The organism is Chryseobacterium sp. UYP7 (genome assembly GCF_056279225.1).
Genome location: NZ_JBWBQW010000007.1, coordinates 133,973 through 156,024, shown reverse-complemented (window position 1 = coordinate 156,024; position 22,052 = coordinate 133,973). Strand labels below are relative to the sequence as shown.

22 protein-coding genes are annotated in these 22,052 nt (G+C 35.2%); 5 read left to right on the top strand and 17 right to left on the bottom strand.

Annotation, left to right across the window (positions count from 1 at the left end; all coding sequences use genetic code 11):
• The first annotated feature begins 32 nt into the window (after nt 1–32).
• On the top strand, nt 33–449 hold the full coding sequence (locus tag ACZ9HT_RS14160; RefSeq protein ID WP_476041146.1) for a hypothetical protein: 417 nt from the start codon (nt 33–35) through the stop codon (nt 447–449).
• A 98-nt stretch (nt 450–547) separates the two neighbouring features.
• Nucleotides 548–3,274, top strand: a complete 2,727-nt coding sequence (locus ACZ9HT_RS14155; protein WP_476041145.1) for a PD-(D/E)XK nuclease family protein — start codon at nt 548–550, stop codon at nt 3,272–3,274.
• A gap of 61 nt (nt 3,275–3,335) precedes the next feature.
• Here ACZ9HT_RS14155 and ACZ9HT_RS14150 read toward each other — a convergent pair whose 3' ends face one another.
• The 13 genes from ACZ9HT_RS14150 to ACZ9HT_RS14090 all read right to left on the bottom strand — a co-directional run bounded on the left by ACZ9HT_RS14150 (nt 3,336) and on the right by ACZ9HT_RS14090 (nt 16,447).
• Nucleotides 3,336–4,517, bottom strand: a complete 1,182-nt coding sequence (locus tag ACZ9HT_RS14150) for an acyl-CoA dehydrogenase family protein (protein ID WP_476041144.1) — start codon at nt 4,515–4,517, stop codon at nt 3,336–3,338.
• Nucleotides 4,518–4,591: 74 nt separating this feature from the next.
• A complete protein-coding gene (locus ACZ9HT_RS14145; protein ID WP_476041143.1) occupies nt 4,592–5,332 on the bottom strand; it encodes an NUDIX hydrolase in 741 nt (246 codons plus the stop codon).
• Nucleotides 5,333–5,539: 207 nt separating this feature from the next.
• Complete coding sequence (locus ACZ9HT_RS14140) at nt 5,540–6,052, bottom strand: hypothetical protein (protein ID WP_476041142.1); 513 nt, start codon at nt 6,050–6,052, stop codon at nt 5,540–5,542.
• Between the two features lie 558 nt (nt 6,053–6,610).
• On the bottom strand, nt 6,611–8,413 hold the full coding sequence (locus ACZ9HT_RS14135; RefSeq protein WP_476041141.1) for a phospholipase D-like domain-containing protein: 1,803 nt from the start codon (nt 8,411–8,413) through the stop codon (nt 6,611–6,613).
• Between the two features lie 219 nt (nt 8,414–8,632).
• Nucleotides 8,633–9,061, bottom strand: coding sequence for a DoxX family protein (locus tag ACZ9HT_RS14130; RefSeq protein WP_476041140.1), 429 nt, complete (start codon nt 9,059–9,061; stop codon nt 8,633–8,635).
• 66 nt (nt 9,062–9,127) lie between these two features.
• Nucleotides 9,128–10,003, bottom strand: a complete 876-nt coding sequence (gene era, locus ACZ9HT_RS14125) for a GTPase Era (protein ID WP_476041139.1) — start codon at nt 10,001–10,003, stop codon at nt 9,128–9,130.
• A gap of 135 nt (nt 10,004–10,138) precedes the next feature.
• Nucleotides 10,139–10,912: an SGNH/GDSL hydrolase family protein gene (locus ACZ9HT_RS14120; RefSeq protein WP_476041138.1), complete on the bottom strand. Its 774-nt coding sequence runs from the start codon at nt 10,910–10,912 to the stop codon at nt 10,139–10,141.
• A 15-nt stretch (nt 10,913–10,927) separates the two neighbouring features.
• Nucleotides 10,928–11,695, bottom strand: coding sequence for a class I SAM-dependent methyltransferase (locus ACZ9HT_RS14115; protein WP_476041137.1), 768 nt, complete (start codon nt 11,693–11,695; stop codon nt 10,928–10,930).
• On the bottom strand, nt 11,695–12,504 hold the full coding sequence (gene map, locus ACZ9HT_RS14110) for a type I methionyl aminopeptidase (protein WP_476041136.1): 810 nt from the start codon (nt 12,502–12,504) through the stop codon (nt 11,695–11,697). Before map ends, ACZ9HT_RS14115 begins: the two co-directional genes overlap by 1 nt.
• A gap of 82 nt (nt 12,505–12,586) precedes the next feature.
• A complete protein-coding gene (locus tag ACZ9HT_RS14105) occupies nt 12,587–13,018 on the bottom strand; it encodes a BT0820 family HAD-type phosphatase (protein ID WP_476041135.1) in 432 nt (143 codons plus the stop codon).
• A gap of 96 nt (nt 13,019–13,114) precedes the next feature.
• Entirely contained in the window at nt 13,115–14,098 is a 984-nt protein-coding gene (locus ACZ9HT_RS14100; protein WP_476041134.1) for an acyl-ACP desaturase, read from the bottom strand.
• A 223-nt stretch (nt 14,099–14,321) separates the two neighbouring features.
• Complete coding sequence (gpmI, locus tag ACZ9HT_RS14095; RefSeq protein WP_476041133.1) at nt 14,322–15,851, bottom strand: 2,3-bisphosphoglycerate-independent phosphoglycerate mutase; 1,530 nt, start codon at nt 15,849–15,851, stop codon at nt 14,322–14,324.
• 86 nt (nt 15,852–15,937) lie between these two features.
• Nucleotides 15,938–16,447: an N-acetyltransferase family protein gene (locus tag ACZ9HT_RS14090; RefSeq protein ID WP_476041132.1), complete on the bottom strand. Its 510-nt coding sequence runs from the start codon at nt 16,445–16,447 to the stop codon at nt 15,938–15,940.
• 106 nt (nt 16,448–16,553) lie between these two features.
• Here ACZ9HT_RS14090 and ACZ9HT_RS14085 point away from each other — a divergent pair, with 106 nt between their 5' ends.
• Complete coding sequence (locus ACZ9HT_RS14085; RefSeq protein ID WP_476041131.1) at nt 16,554–17,240, top strand: SIR2 family NAD-dependent protein deacylase; 687 nt, start codon at nt 16,554–16,556, stop codon at nt 17,238–17,240.
• 173 nt (nt 17,241–17,413) lie between these two features.
• On the opposite strand, the gene ACZ9HT_RS14080 is transcribed toward ACZ9HT_RS14085, so the two are convergent.
• Genes ACZ9HT_RS14080 through ACZ9HT_RS14065 form a run of 4 tightly spaced genes read right to left on the bottom strand, consistent with a single transcriptional unit; the run spans nt 17,414 to nt 19,924 of the window.
• The gene (locus ACZ9HT_RS14080; RefSeq protein WP_476041130.1) at nt 17,414–18,058 is read right to left on the bottom strand and encodes a response regulator transcription factor; all 645 of its coding nucleotides are present in this window, start codon (nt 18,056–18,058) and stop codon (nt 17,414–17,416) included.
• Between the two features lie 5 nt (nt 18,059–18,063).
• Nucleotides 18,064–18,837, bottom strand: a complete 774-nt coding sequence (locus tag ACZ9HT_RS14075) for a sensor histidine kinase (RefSeq protein ID WP_476041129.1) — start codon at nt 18,835–18,837, stop codon at nt 18,064–18,066.
• 7 nt (nt 18,838–18,844) lie between these two features.
• A complete protein-coding gene (locus ACZ9HT_RS14070) occupies nt 18,845–19,501 on the bottom strand; it encodes a hypothetical protein (protein WP_476041128.1) in 657 nt (218 codons plus the stop codon).
• Between the two features lie 6 nt (nt 19,502–19,507).
• Complete coding sequence (locus ACZ9HT_RS14065; protein ID WP_476041127.1) at nt 19,508–19,924, bottom strand: hypothetical protein; 417 nt, start codon at nt 19,922–19,924, stop codon at nt 19,508–19,510.
• Nucleotides 19,925–20,118: 194 nt separating this feature from the next.
• On the opposite strand from ACZ9HT_RS14065, the gene ACZ9HT_RS14060 reads away from it, so the two are divergent.
• Nucleotides 20,119–20,790 carry a YggS family pyridoxal phosphate-dependent enzyme gene (locus ACZ9HT_RS14060; RefSeq protein WP_476041126.1) on the top strand — a complete coding sequence of 224 codons (672 nt, stop codon included), beginning with the start codon at nt 20,119–20,121 and terminating at the stop codon, nt 20,788–20,790.
• Between the two features lie 76 nt (nt 20,791–20,866).
• Complete coding sequence (locus ACZ9HT_RS14055) at nt 20,867–22,051, top strand: sigma-54-dependent transcriptional regulator (RefSeq protein ID WP_476041125.1); 1,185 nt, start codon at nt 20,867–20,869, stop codon at nt 22,049–22,051.
• The last annotated feature ends 1 nt before the right edge of the window (nt 22,052 follow it).

The following is a 22,052-nucleotide window of genomic DNA, read 5'->3' as shown; positions in this document are numbered from 1 at the left end:
CTTTATCGTTCTAATAATAAATCAAATAAACCATGAAAAAACTACTACTTATTTGTTTACCGATTACACTGATTTTCAGTTCTGTAAGTTGCAACGACCGTTTAGAAGGAGATGAAATTGTAAACACCGACGCCGTAAGAATTGACAGCGTAAAAATCGCCCAATATTCTATGGATGTTTACACGACCCAGACTATAAAAACGTATTCAACATACACCGCAAACTGCGAGGGTTTTTATGGCTACGATTACTTACATACCGATGCTCTGGAACGCGAAGTAACTTCGTACAAATTCAAAACAAGTGCAAACTGCGGAGATATGGTTGTTCGGGCTTCTCAAATCAATTTCCGACCACAGGAAACCGGAACTTATCGATTTAAATTTTTTACAGGCAAAGATGCCAATGGAGAAAATACTTACCGCGAAGAATTGATCACGGTGAATTAAATCTAAAAGTTCGGATCTAAAATTTATACCTCTGGAATTATTATTTTTCCGGAGGTTTTTATTTTAAATTTTTGTATTTTTCCTCTTTCCATTTTTACATGAAATTTCTCCATAAAATTCTTACCGAACTCTTAGATCAATATCCAGATTTATCTGGAGTAAACATTATTCTTCCAGGAAAAAGACCTATCGTTTTCATCAAGAAAATACTGCGAGAAAAGCAATATTCCGGTTTTCTACCGAATTTTTTCACCATCGAAGATCTGATAAGAGACATCTCCGGAAAAGAACATTTGCAGGGAATCGCCCTTTGGCTTTTCGCTTTTGAAATTTATCACGAATCTCACCCTTCCGAAGATTTTGCTAATTTTTTAAAATGGTTTCCCACGCTTTTGAAGGATTGGGATGATATTTTAAAATTCTCAGACAGCGACAAAGCCGTTCTCGAATATATGTTTGATGAGGAACGAATTAAAAACTGGTCCGAAAACTTAGGAGATTCTCAAGATACTCCGCGCCGCAAATTTTTAAATTTCTGGCAGAAAATGAATATTTTTCTACCGATCTTGAAGCAAAAACTCGCCGATAAGCATTGGGCAACTTCCGGAATGATTCATGAATCTGCAAAAAGTAAGATCGAAAATTTTGCTCAAAATACAGAACAGAAATTTGTCTTTTGCGGTTTCAATGCCTTTACTCCAGCAGAGGAAAAATTAGTAAAAAGTCTAATGCAGTGGGATAAAGCACAATGTTTTTTTCAGGCAGATGCGTATTATTTTAATGATGAAAGGCAGGAAGCCGGAAAATTTTTACGCAATCACAAAACGTGGAAAGAGTTTACAGAAAACAGACCATTTCACTGGATTGAAAATGATTTTGAGCAGTCAAAGAATATAAAAGTTTACGAAGTTTCCGGAAATATTACCCAAGCCAAAGTGCTGCCAGAAATCTTTAAAGACATTGATGACGAAAATCTTTCCAACACCGCCGTTGTTTTATTAGATGAAAATCTGCTTCCGGCCAGTTTAGATGCGATGAACGCGGTACAGTATCTAAATATTACCATGGGATTTCCGTTGAAGAATCTGGCTTTCAGTAATGCGATGAAACAGCTTTTTTATCTTCAGAAACAATTAGAGAAAAAAGATTCCTCTTATTATTACAATGATGTTTTGTCGGTATTAGAGGAACTTCCGAATGCGGAGATCGACCAGGAAATTATCACCAACTTCAAAATAAAAATTGAGGAAAGAAATATTGTTTATATTTCGAAAAAGCAATTCTCTGAGTTTTTATCCGAACTTTCTTACTTTCAACTTTTTCAGAAACCGTCGTCTATCAAAGAATTTTTAGATCAACTCATTAAGTTTTGTTATGAATTGAAATTTAGAGATCTAGACGATATTCTTTACGAAAATATCGCACATTTCGAAAAAAGCTTCAAAATTATTCAGAACCAGATCTCTCCTTATTCTTTTGAAATTAAAATGGAAACGCTGGAAGTTTTGATCAATCAACTAGTCAGTTCAGAAACGATTGATTTTCAAGGTGAACCACTCCAAGGTTTGCAAGTGATGGGACTTTTGGAAACCAGACTTTTAAATTTTGAAAACGTAATTCTACTTTCTGCCAATGAAGGTAAATTACCGCTCGGAAATTCACAGAACACCTATCTTCCTTTTGATGTCCGCCAGCATTTCGAGCTGCATACTTTTTTAGAGAATGACAGTATTTATGCGTATCATTTTTATCGGTTGCTTCAGGATTCACAGAATGTTCACCTTTTGTTCAACGCTTTAGGTTCCGGCGTAAATACAGGAGAAAAAAGCCGTTTTATAACGCAGATGGAAATTGAAGATAAGCACCATCAAATCGAAAATATCATTATCGAAAATACCTCTGATCCTATTCAACAGGAACTAATTCAAATTCAGAAAACGCCAAAAGTTCTGGAAAAACTAGAGCGGTGGAAAAGTCGTGTTTCAGCGTCTCATTTGACTTCTTATCTCTATAATCCTGTTGATTTTTACCTGACCAAAATTCTAAGTACGAGAGAAACTAACGAAATTGAAGAAGAACTTTCCCAAAGAAGTTACGGTAATCTGGTGCATTATGCGCTCCAAAATATCTACGAAAAATTACTTGGTAAAAAATTAACGGTTAAGGATTTAGAACTTTCAAATGAAGCGGTAATTGAATCGATTAATATTGCCATTGAAAAATTAAATCACCAGATTGAATTTTATGAAAAAGGAATGAACTTTATTCACAGATCGATCGCTGAAAGAGTAGTGCGGAACGTTTTGGATTTTGATAAAAAATTGGTTTCCCAGGGAAATACTTTAGAGATTTTGAGTGTTGAAGGAAATTTTGAAGGCATCGATTTTTATCTGGATGATGCGCAAACCGATAAAGTTTCTTTTTATGGTTTCATAGACCGAATAGATAGATTGAACGGGAACTTAAGAATTATCGATTTTAAAACAGCGAAAACGAAAAATCTTTCGATTGCTGCTCCTAAAAAAGCGGAAGATATAGAAAAACTAGAACAGCTTTTTTTCCGGGATGATTATAAGCAGGCGATGCAATTATGCATTTATGCATATTCTGTTTTGAAGGAAAAGAAAACCGTAGAAAATTTTGTAGAATGTGGAATCTGGAGTTTTGCCGAGGTGAATAAAGGCGTCCAGAATCTTAGTATTTTTGCAGACAGCGAAATCTCTTTAAAATTACTGGAAACACCTATGAAATCAATTAAAAATGTGATCACGGACATTCTTAACCCAGAACTCGATTTTGTAGAAGAGGAGAAGGTGAGTTGGTAGAAATAATCAGGAATTTTCAAGAAAAAAAAACCTTCAAGAAATCTTGAAGGTTTAATTATTTTTATTCGAAAGCGTTAATACCCGTTATATCCATTCCTGTAATCAGTAAGTGAATGTCGTGCGTTCCTTCATACGTGATCACCGATTCTAAATTGGCAGCGTGTCGCATCATCGGAAATTCTCCCATAATTCCCATTCCGCCAAGAATCTGGCGGGATTCTCTCGCGATATCGATCGCCATTTTTACATTATTTCTTTTCGCCATCGAGATTTGTGCAGGCGTTGCTTTATGTTCGTTTTTAAGCCTTCCTAACTGAAGACAAAGCAACTGTGCTTTCGTAATTTCGGTTAAAAATTCTGCTAATTTTTTCTGTTGCAACTGGAATCCCGCGATTGGTTTACCGAACTGTTTTCTCTCTTTAGAATATTGAACAGCGGTACAATAGCAATCAACTGCTGCCCCAATAACGCCCCAGGAAATCCCGTAGCGAGCGGAATTCAGACAAGACAAAGGTCCTTTTAATCCAGTAACATTTGGTAATAGATTTTCCTTCGGAACCTTAACATTATTAAAAACCAGTTCACCCGTTTTCGAAGCTCGCAAACTCCATTTGTTGTGGGTTTCCGGTGTGGTAAATCCTTCAAAAGCTCTTTCAACGATTAGACCCTGTACTTTTCCAGCTTCGTTTTTTCCCCAAACTACGGCAATGTCGCAAACCGGAGCATTAGTGATCCACATTTTTGCGCCATTCAGCAAGTAGTGATCGCCTTTATCTTCGAAATGCGTTTCCATAGAACTTGGGTCTGAACCATGATTAGGTTCTGTTAAACCAAATGCGCCAATCATTTCTCCAGACGCTAGATGCGGCAGAAATTTTTTCTTTTGTTCTTCGGATCCGAATTCAAAAATAGGGAACATCACCAAAGAACTTTGAACAGAGGCTGCAGACCGAATTGCGGAATCGCCACGTTCTAATTCCTGCATAATTAATCCATAAGAAATTTGATCTAATCCCGAACCACCATATTCCTCCGGAATATAAGGACCCAAAGCACCAATTTTACCCAATTCTTTCATCAAGTTCGGAATATCGGTATGATTTTGTGCGGCGTCGTCGATTTTCGGCATTATAAAACTTTCTACCCAATCTCTAACCGACTGCCTAATTAATCGGTGCTCATCGGTCAAAAGTTCATCCATTAAATAGTAATCAGGAAGGGTAGTAAGAGGATAATATGACATATTTTTGTTTTGTTTAAAATTAAGATTTTTTGAAATGATGAAGAAATTTTTAAAGTAAATAAACGAACAGATTATTATTTATCTACAAACCGGTATAAATAAGGCGCTTTGTTGGCAGAACCATCGAAAAATTTTTCTAAACGTTCCAAGGAATTCAGCGCCAGAATTTTTCTCTGGAAATTATTTCTGCGGAATTTTTCGTCCAGTACCGTTTCATAAACATCCCGCAACTCTTTCATTGTGAATTTTTCCGGCAGTAAATTACTTGCGACGATTTGTGTATCTATATTTTTTCGGATATGTTTTAAGCCTACTTCTACAATTTCTGCATGATCAAAAGCCATTTGTGGAAGTTGATTGACTTCAAACCACTCACACGTTTCATTTAAAGTATCAGGTAAGGAATCTGCCATTGAAAAATTGATTAAACTACAATATCCAACTGTGATAAACCGCTGAAAGATCCAGTGATCTTTCGGAACTTCAATATTTTTATTTTTGAGTAAAATCTGGTGGACATTATTTTCGGTTCTGTTCACTTTGCCAAAGGTATGAAACTGTTCCAGAAAAATATCTGCCAAATAGGTTCTTTCGTAGAGCACTCGGGAAGCTGCATCGTGCAGATCTTCGTTGTTGAAGACAAAACCTCCGGGAAGAGACCAAACCTCCAGATCACGATATTTTAAAAGCAAAACCTTCATTATTCCGTTGTGGAATCCGAAAATTGCACAGTCCACGGAAACGTGCTCCACGAAATCTTTGGTTTCTATTAATTCCTGTAAATTCTGTTTATTTTTAGAATCGTCAACTTTCATATCTATCAAAAATAATACTTATTTTCTACTTTTGAGACATAACACAGGAAATTGATGAAACTTATTTTGAAGAGAAAATTATAGAATTAAAATTTACGTCATGAAAGAGAACTTTTTCTTACTTTAAGGTTTTTTCGGCGAATGTTACAGCTATTCTAAAGTGAAAAGCAACCGAGTGAGGTTGCTTTTATTTATTTAAAAGTGACTTTATTTATTACTGAATTTTTTTTCGAAATCCTTACAATCTATCTGTTTCAAAGCTTGTCCATCATATTTCAGATTCGCAGTATTTGCATAAAGGTCTTTTTTGCCTTCTACTTTATGATCGCCAATTCCCTCAATTAGATTTCCTTCTTTTCTCAGGAAATAAATTTCGCGGTCAGAAGTCATTCCTTCAGACTGAAAAGTGTAGTTCAATTTAAGCGTATCGCCGTTCTGAGTTCCCATGACATCACCGAAAGAGCTGTCTTTTTCGAAATTTTTATATCTTAACTTTCCGGTAAGTGTTCCCAAATTATCATCTAATGAAACGAAGACAGAATCTTTGCCAGTTGTTCCCATATAGCAGGTTTGAAGTGTAGATGAGGCGACAGGTTCTGCATTTTCTGGAATTACTACAGAATCGGGTGGTGTGGTTTGAATATCAGTTATTTCGCTCGATTTTTTTTCGCAGCTTGTGATCGCGAGTACTGTAAATGAGGCTAAAATGTATTTTTTCATTGAAAGGGGAAATATTAATTAGAATTCAAATTTAACGATTTTCAATTTAAAGAACTATTTGCAAGACGTTAACTCCGATGAGATATTAGATCTTATTTATAATTTTTAGAAAGTAATTTAGATTTTAAGCAAAAAAAACATAGCAATTGTAATGATACAGGAATTATATAAGTCAATTGTAAAAATTTAGTTTATAAACTTTAGACAAGTTTTTGTTCAGCGTTTTTCCGATGCTCATTAAAATTTTCCATGATAAAAAATAGAAAAAAATAAATTACAACTTGAAAAGATTCAAATGTAAACAGAGCTATAATTTTCAACAATCTCTAATAAAAAGGCTTATCATACTAATTGCTGAGGATACGCTAAAGATAAATTTAGAAGAGGAATACGTAAATGATCAATTGACAAAATTACAAACTTGTTTTAATTATCAATAGACGTTGACAAATACTTTTTTAACTAAAAACGCAAGGCTTTAAAAAGTCCTATAATTTATATTATGTTAAATAGAATTTGTTTTTAAAGTTAAGTAAATAACTGTCGTCTTATTTATAACTACTTCGTAATATACAGTTTCCGCTGTCTGCATTTAAGATCACCTTCTTTTATCCACGAGTCAAACCACTTTTTGCTGTTCTTGAGTTCGTCCAGATAAAGATGCTCTGTATTATTTAATTTTGTGTTTCTCCAGTGAAAATGATCAACAAGCCGCAAGGCTTCAATTGCAAAAGCGGTGACGATATTTTTGTCGTGAATTTCTAACAGATTATCTCCGTTTTTTTGTTCCGGACCAAAGGCCAAATTGCTGCTTCCACAATAAACTACGGGATTTTTACCTTTAAAATTAACGACGATAAATTTGTGATGGATCGCATAACCATCGATATTAGGAACCGTTCCAAAAGGTTCCGGTAAATTATTTTCAATTCCCCGAGCTGCAACTCGGATTCCCTTTCTGGAATTTGGTTTATAAAGAAAAATTGCAAAATCCTCGTCGTTCTTGCCAATCGTATCGGTTATTCCGTAACTGAAAACATTCTCATTGTTTATTTGTTTCCGTACCGAACTGAGTATGCTTCCGGCGCTTCGGTCATTCATAATCGCAAAAAGAATGTCGGTGGTTTCTACATTTTCAATAGAATTGCTTATTCTTGTGAATATTCGTTCTGCATCTTCCTTTTTATGTGGTGCAAAAGTTAAGGTCATTTTGGGTGAACTCACCGTTTTCGTGATTTCATGATCTTTCGTTGAAGATTCGCTGCCTTTAAAACTTTTCATCTTTTCTGTTCCAAAAGATTGATCAAACAAATCTGAATAAAGTTTTGCAGTTTTTGTGCTCTTAAATATAATGATATGATTGCTGTTGACATAGAGTCCGTTTGTGGAAAAATTTGCAGAACCTGTCAGAACTTTTTTCGGAATTGCAGAATTCATTTGAATCATGACTTTGCAGTGAGCCAAAGCACTGTAATGTCCTCTCTTAATATTTTCGGCCAGTCCAACTTTTAGAAATTCCTCTTCAAAAATAGTTTCCCAATCGCTACTTTCTTCGTGTCCTTTAGAATCATCTAATATCATCATCAATCGATTTTCTTTGGCTAGTTGTAACAGTCTTTTGCATATTTCCGGTTCATTTAGATCGAAGGCGAAAACCTTCAAACTTAATTTTTTATCCTTAACCGTTTCATCTAAAAATTCGAGAATTCTACTTCTAGCTTGCCACCCCAACCATTCATGCTGTTCTTCGAAAGTATAAGAAACTTGCTCATATCGGTGTCTAGCGTTATTCCATCTTTTAGCAGAATCTGCAATTTGTTTATTATCGAAAGTCAGGGAATCATTAATTTTTGGTCGCACTGCGTTATTTTTCCTACTAAATCTCGTCGCATAAGCAACAGAAGAGACAAATCCTCTCGTAAAGGCGACCGATGCATTTTTCTCTTCGTAAGGTTTCACAGGTATGTCAATTTCCACGGAAAAGTCTTTATTTAAAGGCAACAGTTTTCCGTGTTCGATATGTCTCGGCGTGATCGTATAAACATAAATTCCAAAGATTGCTTTTCTTGTTGTGATATTTGTATTCGGCACGTGAAGCCAATTAAATTTTTGGATCGGTGAATATAAAGTGGAGTTTTCATCATTATCCGGAATATTATTTTGCTTGATAAAATCACCACTAAAAGTCAGGCGATTGTAAAGAAATTGTCCCACTGAATTTCCCTGATCACATTTGAAAAAAATAGTAAATCCCGCCAGATTTTCGGCTAAGTTCGGCGTAAGATCAAAGGCTAAAAGGGTAATTGCGTCACCTTGATAAGCACGAACACTTACGCCATTTTCAGTTTTAAAAAATTCCATAATATTAAGTTTATCGTTTCACAGATAAAAATAATAGTATTTTCAGGAAAATCGCAGCGTCTTAAAACGGTATTTGCATCCAAAAAGAAAATAAGTTATTAAACGATCTGAAAATTTCGCGATAGCAGTTCTCAAAAAAAATCGAATATTTTTCGAATTGCACCATAAAAAAATGCAGTAACCAAAGTTACTGCATCCATTATATCATTGTAATTTCTATTACCAAGCTGATTCGCGTTTTCTAGTGATCATTTGATCAATGGAGAATTTTCCGGGTCCAAAAGCAAAAATCATTAAATAAACAGAAAGGTAAAGTAAACTTGTTTCCCGTTTCGAAAAATCAGCACCGCTGTTAACAAATAAGCCTGCCACAAACATGGTAATCAGTAGAAAGAAAACCGCAAATCTTGTGAAAAGACCTAAAATTATAAAAATGGAACAAACAAATTCTGCAAAAACTGCTAAAATTAAACTTGTTTTTTGACCCATCCCAAGAAAATTATAAAACTGGATCTCGTCGCCCGAAAATAATTGCTGCAGCTTCGGAAAACCGTGCGATAACATAGCAAAACCGACAAATATTCGTATTACAAGAAGAACAATATCTATAACCTGAGCGTTACTTTTCGTTGAAGTAAAATAATTCATGAAATATTTTTTTTATGAAATTTAACAAAAATCTTTTCTTTAAACGGAATTTTTTCTACGTTTAGTTTAGCTGTAACCGAAATTCTTTAAATCCCGGTCATTTTTTCGCCAATCCTTTTTCACCTTTACAAAAAGGTTGAGATGGATTTTTTTGGAAAAGAATTTCTCTAAATCTATTCTGGCTTCGGTACCAACTTTTTTAATTGCGTCACCTTTGTGACCAATAATAATCCCTTTTTGTGTGTCACGCTCGACGTAGATGACAGCGTCAATAAATATAATTCCATCTTTTTCATTGAAGACTTCTGTAACAACTTCTACAGAATATGGAATTTCTTTATCATAGTTCAACAAGATTTTTTCCCGAACTGCTTCGTTTACAAAAAATCTTTCGGGTTTATCGGTATATTGATCTTTGTCGTAATACGGTGGGTTTTCCGGGAGTAACGATTTTAATTTGGGTAAAATCACATGCGTATTAAAACCTTTCAACGCAGAAATTGGCAGAATTTCAGCCTTTGGAATTCGTTCGTGCCACATCTCCATTGTCTTTTCAAGATCTGCCTGGTTTGATTCGTCAATTTTATTCACTAAAATTAAGACAGGAACGGGTATTTTATTCAGTTTATCGACTAAAAATTCGAAGGGTTCTGTGCGGTCTAAAATATCAACAATGAAAAGAAAAACATCAGCATCCTGTAAAGAATCCTTTACATAATCCATCATTTTTTCCTGAAGTCCGTATTTAGGATCTAAAACTCCGGGCGTATCTGAAAAGACGATCTGAAGATCTTCTTCATTATAAATTCCGAAAATTCGGTGTCGTGTCGTTTGTGCTTTTTGTGTAACAATCGCTAATTTCTCCCCCATTAAATGGTTGAGCAGTGTAGATTTACCGGCGTTGGGTTTACCCACAATATTTACAAATCCTGCTTTATGCATTCGTTTTTATTGAAAATTAAAATAATTAAAGATCTTGAATATTCAAAATCCTCACAAAGGTAGTGAAACATTGTTGGACCGCTAAAAATATGTCTAGATTTGTTAAGGAAATCTTCCTCTTGAAAGCGAAATCTTTTAGGGAAAAGTGATTGTAGAATTCGATAGAAATTGCACACAATCTTTCGCCCACAATTCATAACAAAGTTCCGAAGGATGAATTCCATCACTGAAAAATTCTGACACTGTTTGACCTTCTTTGAGTTTTCCCAGCCATTCTTTGACATTTATTTTTTCGGTCGGAAAATAGACATTTTTGTTTTTTAAAACTTGTTGGTGAAGATGATATGCGAGAATATCCTTGTGATTTCCAAGGACAAACTTCATCTCTTTCGTAAAAGCAGGAAATGCTTCAATAGTCGGTAGCTGCGCAAATAAAATTGGACTTTCCGGAAACTTCTTGCGTAAATCATCAATTAGAAGCTGAATACTTTTACGCCAACGATTTGGCCGATTGAGTTCAAAAGTATCATTTCCTCCAATTCCGATCACCAATAAATCACAGGAATTTTCGACAATTTCTGGAATGATCTTGCGCTGAATCTGAGAAATGTTATAGCCAGTCTTTGCGTAAACTTTCCAGTTGATATTGCATGAAAGTAATTTGGCTAATTCTGCGGAGAAATATCCGGCAAAACTGTTTTTATGATAATCTGACCCTACTCCAGCGAACGAACTTTCGCCAATAAATAAAATATTTAAATTTTTAACGGAATCGTTATGGATGAAACCTTCGGGATTTTTGGCTTCGGGTAGAAAATGAATTTCTTTTTTAATTTTCTTTCCCTGAAAGTAAATGACAGGAAGTAAAGGGAGAGACGTTAAAATATGTAGGAAATAATTACTTATCATATAATTATTTCTCACCTACCTTTTTGAAACAACGGGCAAAATCTCATTTTCCCGTAATCCAAATTTTTTGCGGTCGTCTTCGGAAAACCGTTTGGAATAAAAATTAATATCTACAGTAAAACCAGCAGATTTTAATCTGTCGAAATAATCCATTCCATACCAACGAACGTGGTCGTACTGGCCAAAGTGTTTCTGTCTTTCTTTCGGATCTTTAATGGAAAAATCTTCGTATGTTTTTTCTAAAGAATTCTTCATCGGCACCTGAAAAATTCCCCAACCTCCTTTTTTCATGACGCGATACATTTCGCTCATCGCTTTTTTATCGGCTTCGATATGTTCTAAAACGTGGTTGCAAAAAACGATGTCGAAACTTTCATTTTCAAAAGGCAGATCTAAAATATCAGCTTTAACATCAACGATCGGGGAATATAGATCCGCAGAAATATAATCCAGATTTTTCATTTTCTTGAACTTTCGCAGAAATTCCTGTTCCGGAGCAATGTGCAGTACTTTATAGTTTTTCGTAAAAAAATCGGTTTCGTTTTGAAGATAAAGCCACATTTGCCGGTGACGCTCTAAACTTAAAGTTCCTGGAGAAAGCGCATTTTCTCGCTGTTTACCGTAACCATACGGCAGAAATTTTCGATAAGATTTACCATCAATTGGATCAGTAAAATTATCTCCTTTAAAAAACTGCACAATTAAGGGTCGAGCTAATATACTCGCTCTTATTAACAGTGGTCTTGGAATTTTATTTAAAATGAAGTGCGTGATTTTTTTCATTAAAAATCCAGCGTAAATGGTTTTTCTTCTTCACTTACAATTCCTAAAGCATCGTAAATAAATTGATAAGTAGATAATAAAACAGGTTTGCCGTTAATGATACAAACGTCGTGTTCAAAGTGAGCGGACGGAGAATTATCGACTGAAGTTACCGTCCAGCCATCATCGTGAAATTTAACTTTTTCGGTTCCTAAATTCACCATAGGTTCGATGGCGAGAACAATTCCGTCTTTCAAAACTTTACCACTACCCTTTCTCCCATAATTTGGAACTTGTGGGTCTTCGTGCATTTTTCTTCCTAATCCATGACCTACCAATTCGCGAACAACTCCGTAACCGTGCTTCTCGCAATACTCCTGAATAGCGTTAGAAATGTCTCCAACTCTTTTTCCGCGGACGCACTGTTCGATGCCTTTGTACAAAGATTCCTTCGTTATTTTTAAGAGTTTTTTAGTTTCTGGTGCAACTTCTCCAACTTCAAAAGAATAGGCATGATCGCCATAAAAACCATTCATATAAACGCCACAGTCTACGGAAAGAATATCTCCATCCAAAAGCGGTTTATCGTTTGGGATTCCATGAACAACTTCTTCATTAGGAGAAATACAAAGATTTTTAGGAAAACCGTACATCCCCAAAAACGCAGGTTCGCCACCGTGATCCCGAATAAATTCGCCTCCTAAATTATCCAGATGCAAAGTCGTTACGCCAGGTTTTATCTCCTTTGCAAGCATTCCCAATGTTTTGGAAACCAACTGGGCACTTTCCCGCATTAGTCGAAGTTCATCCAGTGTTTTTAATTGAATCATATCTTAATTTACCAAAATAATTATTTAGAATGTAACGATCATTAATTAGTGAATCAGTACATTTTTATATTGCTTATTTATTTTACCAGAATAAGCCTTTCTTTTTATCCTTTTTCATTTTTGAATAGGCCAAAACTTCGGTGCCTTCAACACGAAATTCTATTCTATCTTTTATGATATTATAAATTTCGCCCCAGCCTGGAAAACCTCCTAAATTTCGGTCATCGATAAATAAATCTGCGTCAATTTTACGGGAAGCTTCTGCATGATCGAAAACCTCGCCTTCAAAGCTGGAATTGACCGCATAAAATTCTACCCCATTTTTTTTGCAAAATTCTACGGCTTCATCTAAAGTTTTACCGTGGCGGTAAGTCCATAATATTAAACGATAACCCTCGGACTGCAGCTTTTTTAAGGTTTCGAAGGCGAAAGTTTTTGGTTTACCGATTCCGGGATATGCGTCGTCAACAACAGTACCATCGAAATCAATGGCCAGTTTTTTATTGCTTTTCATTGATGTGTAATTTCAGTTTTGCAAAGGTAATAAAATAAAAGAGTGGTTGAAAACTTCAACCACTCTTCAGAAAATATAATTTAATATAATTTGGTCTTAAGATTTAATCCATTTGAACTGATGATCTAAATCTGGAGTAGCAATTCTGTCTGTGATTTTTTGCAGTCTTCCAGGAAGTTTCATTAAATATTCCTGAGCTTTTTCGGCTTTTTCATTTAATCCTGTAACATGTTCGATCTTCCAATCTTCTAATAATTCAGATAAAATATTGATATAATCGTAACCTGTGTAAACCATTGCGCGTTGCGCAGCATCTGAAAAATGAGACCAAAGTTCGCCGGCTTTCTGTCCCGATTCCCGCATTAAATGTGCAGGCATTACAATTTTTTTACGCATCATATCTTCGAAAGCGAGCATCATTTCAGATGGATCAACTTCAAAAATTCGCATAACAAAATGTTTGTATGCTTTGGCGTGTCGAGCCTCGTCGGCAGCGATCATTCCACACATCTTCGCTAATTTCGTGTTACCGGTTTGTTTGGCTAACGATCCTACCCTTCTGTGGGAAACATTGGTTGCAGTTTCCTGAAAACTCGTGTAGACAAAGTTTCTGTACGGATCCATGGTCGTTCCGATATCCAGACCATCCTGAATTAAATATTGCGTTGTAATTTCTACTTCGCGCATATCTACTCGTCCGCACAAATATAAATACTTATTTAATAGATTCCCGTGTCGATTTTCTTCTGCAGTCCAGCTTCTGATCCACTGTGCCCAACCTGAACTGGAACTATCATCAACATTAACACCATCGATTCCCATTAACCAGGATTCGTAAGTTGGCAAAGCTTCTTCTGTAATACAGTCACCAATAAGGGTTACGAACAAATCATAATCCATTTCTCTTGCATAAGTCTGTAGCTCTTCAACATCATATTTGAAGTCATTAGAAGAGGGATCCGGTAAAAAATCGCTAGGTTGCCAAATTTTTTCTACGGGGGTTAGATATGAAGAAATAAAGTCACCTACTTCTGTTCCCAGATTTTGCATTACTTCAAGTCTTACTAATTTATTGTACATCTTTTACTTTTTAATTGAAAAGCAAAGATAAGATAAAATATTATTTGGTGCATAAGTAAGCCTGTAAAAAGTAAAAAAAAGCGCTAGAAATTCTTTGCTTTAACATTAAATAGAAACAATTTGAACACAATTCCAATTACAGATTTTAGAGAGATCAAATCTTCAAACAAAAAAAACGGCATTTAAATCTGCCGTTTTATAATATTCTTGAAATAGGTAAAAATTAACTCACTAAAATATCGCCCGTCATTATTTCGGGTATTTCAATATTCATCACTTTTAAAATTGTTGGAGCCATATCGCCGAGTTTGCCCGGTTTCAAGTTCCAGGTACGATCTTTATCCATTACAATTAAGGGAACCAAATTCGTGGAATGCTGCGTGTTTGGAGTTCCGTCGGGGTTGATCATTATATCAGAATTACCGTGATCTGCCAGAATAAAAACTGCATAATCGTGTTCATATGCCGCAGTTGCTACTTTTTCGATACATTGATCAACGACTTCTGCCGCTTTTACTGCCGCGGAAAAAACTCCAGTATGACCAACCATATCGGTATTCGCAAAATTTAAGCAAATGAAATCTGCAGTTTCGTTTTCAATCTCGGGCAGAATTTTTTCGGTGATATCATACGCTGACATTTCCGGTTTAAAATCGTAGGTTGGAACATCTTTCGGACTTGGACAAAGCAGTCTTCTTTCACCAACAAATTCATTTTCTCGTCCGCCAGAAAAGAAAAAAGTCACGTGTGGATATTTTTCTGTTTCTGCGACTCTTATCTGGGTTCTGCCATTTTTTTCTAAAATTTCGCCCATCGTCCCTTCTAATATATTTTCATCGAAAACAACTTTTACATTTTTAAAAGTTTTATCAAAATTGGTCATGGTCACATAGTAGAGATTTAAATGACTCATTCCGTATTCGGGAAGGTCATTTTGAGAAAGAACCTCGGTAATTTCCCGACCTCGGTCGGTACGGAAGTTAAAGCAAAACACTACATCATCGTTTTCAATCTTTGCGACCGGCAAATTGCTTTCTTTAAGACAAATCATTGGTTTCAAAAATTCATCTGTAATTTCATTTGAATATGATTTTTCGATGGAAGCTAAAATATCGTGTGTTTGTTCGCCAATGCCATTAACCATTGCATCGTAAGCTAATTTTACGCGTTCCCACCTTTTATCGCGATCCATCGCATAATATCTACCGACAACGGTGGCTAGTTTTCCGGTAGTAATTGCCATGTGATCCAGAAGTTCTTTAATAAATCCTTTTCCGGAATGCGGGTCACAGTCCCGACCATCTGTAAAAGCATGAACATAAACATTATCCTGCAAACCATTTTCGTGGGCAGCGGTTAAAAGTCCTCTTAAATGATTGATGTGGGAATGCACGCCGCCATCGGAAACCAGTCCGATAAAATGGACGTTCTTTTTATTTTTTACAGCATAATCAAATGCCTCTGTAATTACATTTTCTTTTCCTAAAGTTGCGTTTTCTACCGCTAAATTAAGCTTGACCAAGTTTTGATAAACAACTCTTCCTGCACCTAAATTCATATGTCCAACTTCAGAATTCCCCATTTGTCCGAAGGGTAAACCAACGGCAATGCCGCTCGCTTCCAAAGTAGTATGTGGGAATTTTACAAAACAGGAATCTATAAATGGAGTGTTCGCCTGAGCAATTGCTGAAACTTTAGAATCTGTACCTAATCCCCATCCGTCGAGAATAGCTAAGATTGCTTTTTTTGACATTTTTTTTTATTTTTATTTAACAAATTTAGTGATTTAAGGTCGGTTTTATTCCGATTCTTCTTATAAATTATTGAATGAAAATCTTATTATTTCAAAATTTTCTCAAATGCTTTTCTAACGCCGCCCCGAAGATGAACTTCGCCACAATAGGTATAATTAAGTTTATCCAGAATTTTCAACATGGCCAGATTATCGAAGTTCGTGTCTACTTTGATGCTAAAAACATTTCGTGATTTTGTCAGCTCTTCAATCTTCAAGAATAATTGAGTCGCAATTCCCTGTCCGATGAATTTTTCGGAAACAGCGACGCGATGAACGACGACGTATTTTCCCTCGCTTAGCCAATTTCCTTCTAATTCTTCATAAGCAGGTTCAATATCAAAGATGACTGCTGAATAAGCAGTTGTTTCTCCGTTTAGATCTAAAACAAATCCTACTCCGTTCCGAATATCAGTTTCTATCGTTTCTACATTTGGGTAACCATCTTGCCACTGCTTACTTCCGTCTTTTTTTCTTCTTTCAATTGCCTGTTTTAAGATCTCCCAGATCTTATCGATATCGGTTAGTTCAGCTTTTCTTAAATTTAATCCGTCCATATATTCGTTGATTTCGATATTTAACTGTACAAATTTAAATAAGATTTATTTAAAAATTCAGGATAAAAAACACAATTTATATTTTGTATTTTTATAAAAAATTGAGATGAAAAAGAAATTGGTGGTATTTTCCGGGGCTGGAATTTCTGCGGAAAGTGGGGTGAAAACATTCAGAGATTCTAATGGCTTATGGGAAAATCACAATATTGAAGATGTTGCGAGTCCCGAAGGTTTTCACCGGAATCCAAAAATGGTTTTGGATTTTTATAATGCCAGAAGAAGACAATTAAAAGAAGTCGAGCCAAACAAGGCGCACATTTTATTAGCAGAACTGGAACAATATTTTGATGTAGAGATCATAACGCAAAATGTTGATGATCTGCACGAGAGAGCGGGATCAACAAATGTCATTCATCTTCACGGTGAACTTAAAAAAGCCCGGCCCGTAAACTCCGAGTCGAAAATAATTCCGTGGGAAAAGGATCTTAATTTAGGTGATGTGAATTTTGAAGGTATTCAACTTCGTCCGCATATTGTCTGGTTCGGAGAAATGGTTCATGAAATGGAAAATGCCGTAAAAACTGCTGAAAGCGCCGATGTTTTTTTGATCATAGGAACATCAATGCAAGTATTTCCGGCTGCAAGTTTAATTCAGTATGTGCCTGCAAACTGCGAAATTTTTGTCATCGATCCAGAACTCGAAAATCGTTTTGTAAAAAACGAAAACTTTTTTAAAACATCGGCAACAGAAGGAATGCAAAAATTGAAAGAAATTTTACTTAAAGAAAAATAATTTGTGGAATAAAGAGACATCTGAGGAAGCTGAATGATGACTTTGAAGAGGAGCATTTTTTAAAAAAAAACCGATTTAAAACCGGTTTTCTTTTTTCATTATTTGTGTGTAGTGTTTACAGGACGAAAGTACTGCAAACAGAAAAACGATGCTAGAGTGAAATCACCCTATTTTTAGGAAAGATTATTTTTAATCGCAAATAACACGATCCCAACTCTCGTTTTAACATTCAATTTTACAAAGACAGAATCTCTGTAACCATCAATAGTTCGGGGACTTAAAAACATCTGATCAGCAATCTCGCGGTAAGTCAATTCTGAGCAGGCCAATTTTATAAATTCGAGTTCACGTTCTTTTAAAGTTTCGTGAAGTTCATTCATAAACTTTTCTTCCGTTTTAATTTTCAGGAGACTTTGGGTCACCAGATCGGTGTAAAATATGCCTTTTTTGTGTACAATGTCAATAGCATCAAACAAAATATCCGGCGACATATCTTTCAGCAAATATCCTTTCGCACCTGCCCGTAACATCTTAATGATCGTTGATTCGTTATCTTCCATCGTTAAGGCAATTACTTTTAGATTAGGAAACTCCTTGGTAATTTCTTCGGTAGTTTCGATGCCATTCTTAATTGGCATATTAATGTCCATTAAAATGACATCTGGATGTACTTTTGTTATCCGAAGCTGGTCTAAAAAGTCCTGTCCATTAAAGCAATTCATAATAACTTCGAAATTGGAATTAAAAGAAATCATATTTTCCAGTGCTTTCGAAACCAGTTTATGGTCATCTACAATCGCAATTTTAATTTTTTCCATAGTCGTTATTTATTATAGGTGATCCGAACTTTAGTTCCTTTATTTTCTGTAGAATTTATTCGAAAATCAGCGTTAATCAGTTTTGCGCGGCTCGCCATGTTTTTTAAACCACTGCCGTCTTCTTCAAATTTAGTGTTAAAACCGATACCGCTGTCATTTATCTCAATTTCGATCTGATCTTGCTCATCTTCTACAATCAATTGAATGCATTTAGATTTAGAATGTTTAATCACATTGTTGATACATTCCTGAACGATCCGAAAAAGAATAAGCGCATGATTAGAAACAATTTCCAGATCGTGATTATTAATTTTATAATCCACTTCCATTAGCCTAAGTCGTTGAATTCTGAAAATTTCTCTTTCTAAAGATTCTACAAATCCGAAATGTTCTACTTGCTTCGTAATAAAAACTTTAGATAAATTTCTAATATCCTGAATACACTCTCCGATCAATAGATTGATCTCCATTGCAATTTCTTTTTGCTCTGAATTACTGGACAAGGTGATTTTGTTGGTCATCAGCCTTGCAACAGAAAGTTTTTGTCCCAGATCGTCGTGCAACTCCTGACCTATATAATTGAGCGTCTGTTCTTTTATCTCGACTTGCGAATTTGCCAGCTCCTGTTCAAAGGCAGCTTCTTTTATTTTTTGGGTGAGTAAAAGTTCCGACTTTTTTTTGATAAAGACGCCATAAATAGCAACCATCATTAAAACTACAATCAGAATGATAAAAGTGCTTAAAATAATGAGTAAATCAGTTTCAGAAAATTTCATCATTAAAAAATTAATTCTCTTTTTTTGCTTTGAAAAGACCATAGAGCAAAATCGAATATCCGGCTGCATTTACCAGGAATAATATAGCGAAAAATATATTCAGATTCATCAAGTATGCGGCAGAATTGCTAACTATTAATAAGGGTAAAACCCCAAGATAAGTCACCAGTAAACTTAAACAGACCCACACAGGAAAGTAACTTCCCAATGCCAAAATTTTGTCTGAGTTGAAGGTTTGAGACATTACCAAATAAATACTTCCTGTTAAAAGAACAACTTCTACAAAGTAGCTGAAAAACGGAAACTTCGTAAAAAAATCATCAACCAAAAATGCAGATACTATATAATTTAAAAGGAAGATAAAGATAATAATAAGATTTACTCTTTTTAATTTCTGAGATTTTAAGATGCTGTGGAAATACAAAAAGAATAATAGGAATACAATTAAATTTATTCCTATCACATATAAACTGGACGAATTGTAGGTCGTATTAAAAAATCGTTTGAAGATGCAAAAAACTTCAATAATAGTCATCACACCAATCGCAGCAATAAAATAATTACTTCCTTTTTCTAAATTTTTCCTTTTAACAATTAATAATATAAAAGAAAGAATCATTAAAATGACTACAATAAATCCTGCAAATTCCCGATTCCAAACCATCATTTTTTATTAAAAAGGTGGCGTAATACTCATATAATTTAAATCCGGAATTTCACCCATTGCTGTAGTACTGTTTTCCATTGCAGATGCTTTGTTCTTATCGTGATTTGGATTTAAATCAACGGGAGAAAAAAAGATCATTTGATATCCCTGATACTCCGGTTTTAACTTTGGATCATCCGATTTATCCGGATATTTTCCCAGCGTAACTTTAACTCCTTTACTGGAAATTCCTCTGGATTCCATTTCCCCGCTTATGAGTCTTAAATATTCCTGCAAAACTTCTAAATCGATGCTGTATTCTTTTGAATCTGGTTTTGCTGCAGGTCTTTTTTTATTAATTTCTGCATAATTGCTTTTCACATAGGCTTCTGCCATCTCTGCAGTAACGCTCGCGTCGATCAAATGTTTTTCCAGGTTGCTCATCGTTGTTTTTATAAAAATTATCACAAATGTAACATTTATAACAATCGTAGTTTAGCGTGAAAACACCCTAAAGATTCAAGTAAAAAATGTTTTTTTGTTTTTTCTGCAAAATTTTTGCAATTAAAACTTATAATCGTTAATTTTCCCAATTAAATTTTTTCAAGTTTTTCATAAATTACCTATTGACTAAAATTATGCAGGATTTTTCAGATATTAAAGAGAATTATCAAAAAATAGAGGCTAAAATCCCCGAAAATGTTCAGCTTGTGGCAGTTTCTAAGACCCATGCCGCCGAAGAGATCCAGGAAATTTATAATTTGGGACAAAGAGTCTTTGGAGAAAACAAGGTGCAGGAACTGGTGGAGAAATATTCGCAGCTTCCACAGGATATTCAGTGGCATTTGATCGGTCACCTTCAAACCAATAAAGTAAAATACATTGCACCTTTTGTAGATACTATTCAGAGTGTTGATTCCGAAAAACTGCTGGAAGAAATTGATAAGCAGGCCCTTAAAAACGACAGAAAAATTAAAGTCTTGCTTCAGGTAAAAATTGCAGAAGAGGATGCTAAATTTGGTTTAGAAATTGAGGAAGCAAAACATATTTTTCGCGATTATTTGGAGAAGAAATATCCAAATGTTGAAATTGATGGTTTGATGGGAATGGCCACTTTTACGGCTGATAAAAATCAGATCACAAAAGAATTTCGGACATTAAAGGTGCTTTTTGACGATATGTCTTCCGAACAATCTTTACCAACTTTATCCATGGGAATGAGTGATGACTTCCCTATTGCCATTGCATGCGGCGCAAATTCTGTACGTATTGGCTCAGCGATTTTTGGCCAGAGAAATTACAATAAATAAATCATTGGGTATGATTATTGCTACATAATTTGCAAATTTTAAACTAAATTTTTATTAAATCCATAAATTTTAATTAATGCAAAAGATCTTAATTGTTGAAGATGAAAAAGCCATTTCTGGCGTACTGCAGAGCATCCTTTCGGATGAGCTGGGTGATTATGAATTCGAAATTGCCGAAGATGGTTTGGAAGGTCTTAAAATGATTGAAAAAGAAGATTACGCTTTGGTTGTTTCAGATATTAAGATGCCAAAACTTTCGGGTACAGAATTATTGAAACAGGCTCTTCAGCTAAAACCGGAAACAACATTTGTTATGATTTCCGGACACGCCGATATCGACACTGCTGTTGACTGTCTTAAAGAAGGCGCCTACGATTTTATTAGTAAACCTATCGATATTAACAGATTGATCACGAGTGTTAAAAATGCTTTAGATAAGAGAATTCTTCAGAAAAATAATCAACATCTTAAGGTAGAAAATACGACTTTAAAGAAAAAAGTAAATAAAAAGTACCAGATGATCGGCGATTCTCCTGCTTTGCAAAAGATTCAGGATATGATTGAAAAGGTTGCAGCTTCTGATGCAAGAGTTTTGATCACAGGACCAAACGGTGCCGGAAAAGAATTGGTTGCTCATGCCATTCATGCCCAAAGTGACCGTAGTAAAGGACCGATGATCGAAGTCAACTGTGCCGCGATTCCCTCGGAACTTATAGAATCTGAATTATTCGGTCACGTTAAAGGAAGTTTTACGGGCGCTATAAAAGACAAGCAGGGAAAATTCGAACTTGCACAGAACGGAACCATATTTTTAGATGAGATCGGCGATATGTCGCTGGTTGCTCAGGCAAAAGTTTTGCGTGCTTTACAGGAGAGCAAAGTTTCTCCGGTTGGAAGTGATAAAGAAATCAAAGTAGATGTTCGTATTTTGGCAGCGACAAATAAAAATATGCACGATGAAATAAAGGCCGGTAAATTCCGCGAGGATCTTTATCATAGACTTTCTGTAATTGAGATCTATGTTCCGCCTTTGGACGAAAGAAAAGAGGATATTAAAATGCTGGTCGCTCATTTCGCTAAAATTATTTCAGAAGAGCATGGCACCGCGCTAAAATCTTTTGATGACAAAGCAATAACAAGTCTGGAGAATTTTAACTGGACAGGAAATATCCGCGAGTTGCGAAATGTTGTAGAACGTTTAATTATTTTAGGTTCCAGTCCTGTTTCGGCAGATGACGTTGCCAGTTTTGTAAGAAAATAAT